Origin of the sequence: Gordonia sp. i37 (assembly GCF_002043085.1) — a bacterium.
In the GTDB taxonomy this organism is placed as follows: Bacteria; Actinomycetota; Actinomycetes; order Mycobacteriales; family Mycobacteriaceae; genus Gordonia; species Gordonia polyisoprenivorans.
The window spans coordinates 1-3,903 of record NZ_MVPX01000550.1; the positions used below are offsets into that span (position 1 = coordinate 1).

Consider the following 3,903-nt stretch of genomic DNA (forward strand, 5'->3'; position numbering starts at 1 on the left):
CTGGTCGGTGGATTCATCGTCATCCGCGCCGAGAACGGACATCTGCGTGCCGCTGAGACCGGCCGCAACATCGACATGTTCCGCCCGAGTAGCCCGCAGATCGACCTCGGTGACGGCTTCGACACCCTGTACTCGACGGTCGAGCCATATACCGACTTCCGCAACAGCAACCTGAGCCCCGACTTCACCGATGCCGCGAAGATCTGGATGGCCAACTGGCAGGCACAAACCGGCACCGCCCTCGACGGGGCGGCGGCACTCGACCCGATCGCCCTGAGCTACGTACTCCGCGTGACGGGGCCCGTGCGGTTGCCGTCGGGCGAACAGATCACCGCCGACAACGTCGTACCGCTCACCTTGTCGCAGGTCTACACCCGCTTCGCCGACGACAACACCGCACGCAAGGCCTACCTGCAGACCATCTCCCGCACCGTCGTCGCCGACGTCCTCGGCGCCCACGCCGATGCCGGCCGGCTCCTCGAAGCCCTCGGCCGCGGCGTGGCGGAACGTCGGATCATGCTCTACAGCAGCAGATCCGATGAGCAGGACATCATCGCGTCCACGCCGCTGGCGCATCAGTTACCCGACGATTCGGCCCCGCTGATGGACGCGACCATCACCAACGCGGCGGGTAACAAACTCGACTACTACCTGCGCCGCGAACTGAGTTATACCGCAGGCGACTGCTCCGCAGACAGGCGCGATGCGACAGCACGGGTGACGCTGACCAACACCGTCACCGATCTCTCGTTGCCGCAGTACGTGATCGGTTCGATGGGAGCGGTGGGCAGCGGCCTGCCACCGGGCACCAATGCGGCCGGCGTGCAGATCGCGCTGACCCGCGGCGCGCAGGTCCGCAAGGTCACCCTCGACGGACAATCGGTGCTCTACGGCACCAGCGAACTGCACGGTCGTCCGGTGGTCCGCACCCGCGTACCACTGGCACCCGGCCAGCGTTCCGTCCTCGAGGTGACACTGACCGAACCCACCTCGGCCCGCGGCGACGCACAGGTGCCGGTGCAGCCGCTCGTCGACACCCCGCGCGTGCACGTGTCGGTGCCGTCGTGCGGCGCGGCGACCGGGCAGAGGGCGCAGGGATCACCATGACCGAGAAGATCCAGGTGACCGAACTGACTGCGGCGCAACGCTTCTTCTGGCTGCGGCAGCAGGCGATGCCGTCGGTGCCGTTGAACATGGCGCAGGTGACCGACATCGAGGGCCCGCTCGACCGCGACCACTTCCTCACCGAACTCGCCGAGCAGACCCGCCGGATGCGAATGATGCAGTTGCGCTTCGAGGAAGGGCCCGACGGACCCCGCTGCGTCTACGATCCGGCACTACACGATCACACCGAATACGTCGACGTCGGGGACCGGCCGGACCCACGCGCCGCCGCGCGCGAGATCATCGACGCCGACCTGCACCGCGCGGTGGACGTCACCACCGACCGGCTCGCTCGGGCCATCCTGTTCCGGCTCGGACACCACCGTCACCTGCTCTACAACCGTGCCCACCACCTGACCACCGACGGCGTCGCCACCCGCGACAACCTCCTGATCACGTTGCGCCGCTGCCTGACCCGCGACCCGAGCGCACCGCCGGTGCCCGTCGCCGACCTCTCCGCCGCATCAGCCGCCGACCACGCCTACCAGAGCTCGTCGCGCCGCGCCCGCGACGCCGACTACTGGCGTGAGGCCCTCGCCGGCCGCGACCCCGCGACCTCGCCCGCGCACCGTTCGGGCGGCCCGGCCTCCCGCAATCACACGGTGGCGGCACCGATCCCGATGGCGACGATGGACACGATCCGCGAGCTCATCACGGCCATGCCCACCAGTCTGCCGACACTGATCGCGACCGCCGCCGCAGGCTATCTGAGCCGCCGCACCGGCGACGCCGACGGGGCGCTGACCCTCGCCGTGGCCGCACGGACGACGGCCGCACTGCGCGCCACACCACTGCCGACCATCAACTTCGTGCCGCTACGCGCCGGCGTCGGCCGACGCACCGAGATCCACGCCGCCGTGCGCACCACCGAGCGGGCGATGCTCGGCGCACTACGTCATCAGCGGTACCGGTTCGAGGACATCGTCACCGAACACGGCGATCACACCGGCGGACCGGTCCTCAACCTGATGCTCTTCGACCGTGAGATGCGATTCGGCGAGACGACCGTCCGATTCTCCTCGGTGACCACCGGGCCGGCAGAAGACCTGGCCATCAACGTGTTCCCGTTTGGAACTCTCGCCCAATCCACCGACACCGGCACCTTCATCGTGGAGATCGAGGCCAACCCGCGCCGCTACGACCCGGCCGAGGTGACGGCGTTCCACGACGGACTGCTCGCGATGCTCGGCGCACTCGCCGACGCACTGACCGCCCCTGGGTCTGCGCGCGTCACCATGGACGACCTGCCACTGCCCGCGCGCACACCCGAGGTGCCCGGCACCGAAAGTCCCACGGACACACTGCCGGACCTCATCGCCGCCACGGTCGCCCGCGCCGGAAACGACGCGGCCGTCGACGGCAGCCTCCTCGGCGAGCCCGTGATGAGCTTCGCCGACCTCGACACACGCACCGCCGACCTCGCGCGCCGACTCTCGGCGCTCGGAGCCCGGCCCGGCACCCGGGTGGTGGTGCTGATGCGCCGCGGCGTCGATCAGGTCATCGCCTGGTGGGCGGTGGCCCGCAGCGGTGCGACGATCGTGCTGATCGACCCGGCGCAGCCGACCGCGCGGATCGACCGGATGCTCGCGACGGCCGCTCCGATCCTCATCCTCGCCACGAGCCCCGAACATGGTGTACGGACCGGCATTCCGTCACGGTCCCTCGACGACCTCGCCGACGTCGCACCCCATGCCGGCCGGCTACCGGCACCGCATCCGACCGACGCCGCCTACATCGTGTTCACCTCGGGGAGCACCGGCGAACCCAAGGGCGTCGTCGTCCCGCACACCGGGCCGGCCGCCATCGCGCGCGACATGCGGGCCCGATTCGGGGCGGGTGACGGGATCGATGTCGGGGCGCGCTGGCTCGCGGTGGCATCACCGATGTTCGACATGGCCCACTTCGAGATGCTGGCGTGTGCCGCGCTGGGCCACACCCTGATCCCGGCCGCCGGACTCGACGCCGACCTCGGCCGCGCGCTGCTCGATCACCGCATCACCCACCTGATGGCCACCCCGACCGTCCTGAACCGGATTCCGGTGCACACACTGCCGCCGACCGTGTCGGCGATCGGCGAGGCACTGTCACCGGCGCTCGCGGCCCGCATCACGCGTCGACCACCGGGAGGGGGCGGTGCGCGGCGGGCGTTCAACACCTACGGTCCCGCCGAGGCGACGCTGTATGCGACGGCCGCGCCGATCACCACCGACGTCCACCTCGACCGGCCGGTACCCATCGGCCGAGCGGTCCCGGGGATGGCCGCGCTGGTCCTCGATCACCGGTTGCGCCCGGTGGCCGACGGGATCCTCGGCGAACTCTATCTGTGCGGACCACAACTCGCGCACGGATACCGGGATCGGCCCGGGCTCACCGCGACGAGATTCCTCGCCTGCCCGTGGCGCGACGGCGCCCGGATGTACCGGACCGGTGATCTCGCCCGCCGTGACCCGACCACCGGTGATCTCGTCTTCGTCGGCCGTTCCGACGGGCAACTCTCGGTCCGCGGGGTCCGCGTCGAACCGGCCGAGATCGAGAACGCCGCCACGGAGGTCGGCGGTGTGGGCGCCGCGGTCGTCGTCGCTGATCACGCACCCGACGGCGATCTGGCGCTCGACGTCGCCTGCGTGGGGACCGGTGCCGCGCCGGGCGGCGACGGACTCGAACGGGAGGGGCGGGCGCATCTCATTGCGACCCTGCCTTCGGTGATGTGGCCGCGGCGGGTGCTGATGCTCGATCGGT

Annotated in this window: 2 protein-coding genes; both read left to right on the plus strand. The window is 70.4% G+C overall.

Translation table 11 applies throughout. The features are described 5' to 3' along the window. Positions 1–1,107: DUF4012 domain-containing protein (locus B1964_RS27310; RefSeq protein WP_139765896.1), on the plus strand; the 1,107-nt coding region annotated here is incomplete at its 5' end. Beyond that, positions 1,104–3,903: amino acid adenylation domain-containing protein (locus B1964_RS27315; RefSeq protein ID WP_139765897.1), on the plus strand; the 2,800-nt coding region annotated here is incomplete at its 3' end. The genes B1964_RS27310 and B1964_RS27315, both read left to right, overlap by 4 nt.